This is a genomic window from Vibrio genomosp. F10 str. 9ZD137, assembly GCF_049974785.1.
Lineage (GTDB): Bacteria > Pseudomonadota > Gammaproteobacteria > Enterobacterales > Vibrionaceae > Vibrio.
Genome location: NZ_JBNGCJ010000120.1, coordinates 1 through 511 on the forward strand (window position 1 = coordinate 1; position 511 = coordinate 511).

The following is a 511-nucleotide window of genomic DNA, read 5'->3' on the forward strand; positions in this document are numbered from 1 at the left end:
GCAGCTTAAGCGAGCGTTATACGTTAAGGAAAGTTACGTGAATAAAGTAAATATCAATGAGAAGTTTGGTCTATTTTCTGAAGAGTGGACGCCAAAAATTATAGCCGAATCCAACGGACAACTGGTGAAAATTGCAAAAGGAAGTGGCAAACTTGTTTGGCATAAACACGATAATGAAGATGAACTTTTTATAGTATTTAAAGGTCAGCTAACTTTGATGATGAAAGCTGGAGATGTTGTTCTTAATCCGGGGGAAATGTATGTGGTTCCCAAAGGGGTTGAACATTGTCCTAAAGCGCAACCAGATACACACTTTATGATGGTAGAACCATCTTCAACAGCACATACTGGCGAAGATAAAAGTGAAGTTACAGTATCAGCAGAAGAGCAAGTTTGGATTTAACGTATAACAAGCTGTTCAACAGGACAAAAAACAGTCGGCTATCGCTACGCGATTTTAGCCAACCGTTCTTTGCCTGTTAACAAGGGCGTTATAAAGCTACTGTTAACG

At 39.3% G+C, this 511-nt stretch carries 1 protein-coding gene; it reads left to right on the plus strand.

Annotated elements, in window-relative coordinates; genetic code table 11:
• The first annotated feature begins 37 nt into the window (after positions 1-37).
• A complete protein-coding gene (locus ACP45E_RS01445; protein WP_026026566.1) occupies positions 38-403 on the plus strand; it encodes a cupin domain-containing protein in 366 nt (121 codons plus the stop codon).
• Positions 404-511 lie beyond the last annotated feature (108 nt).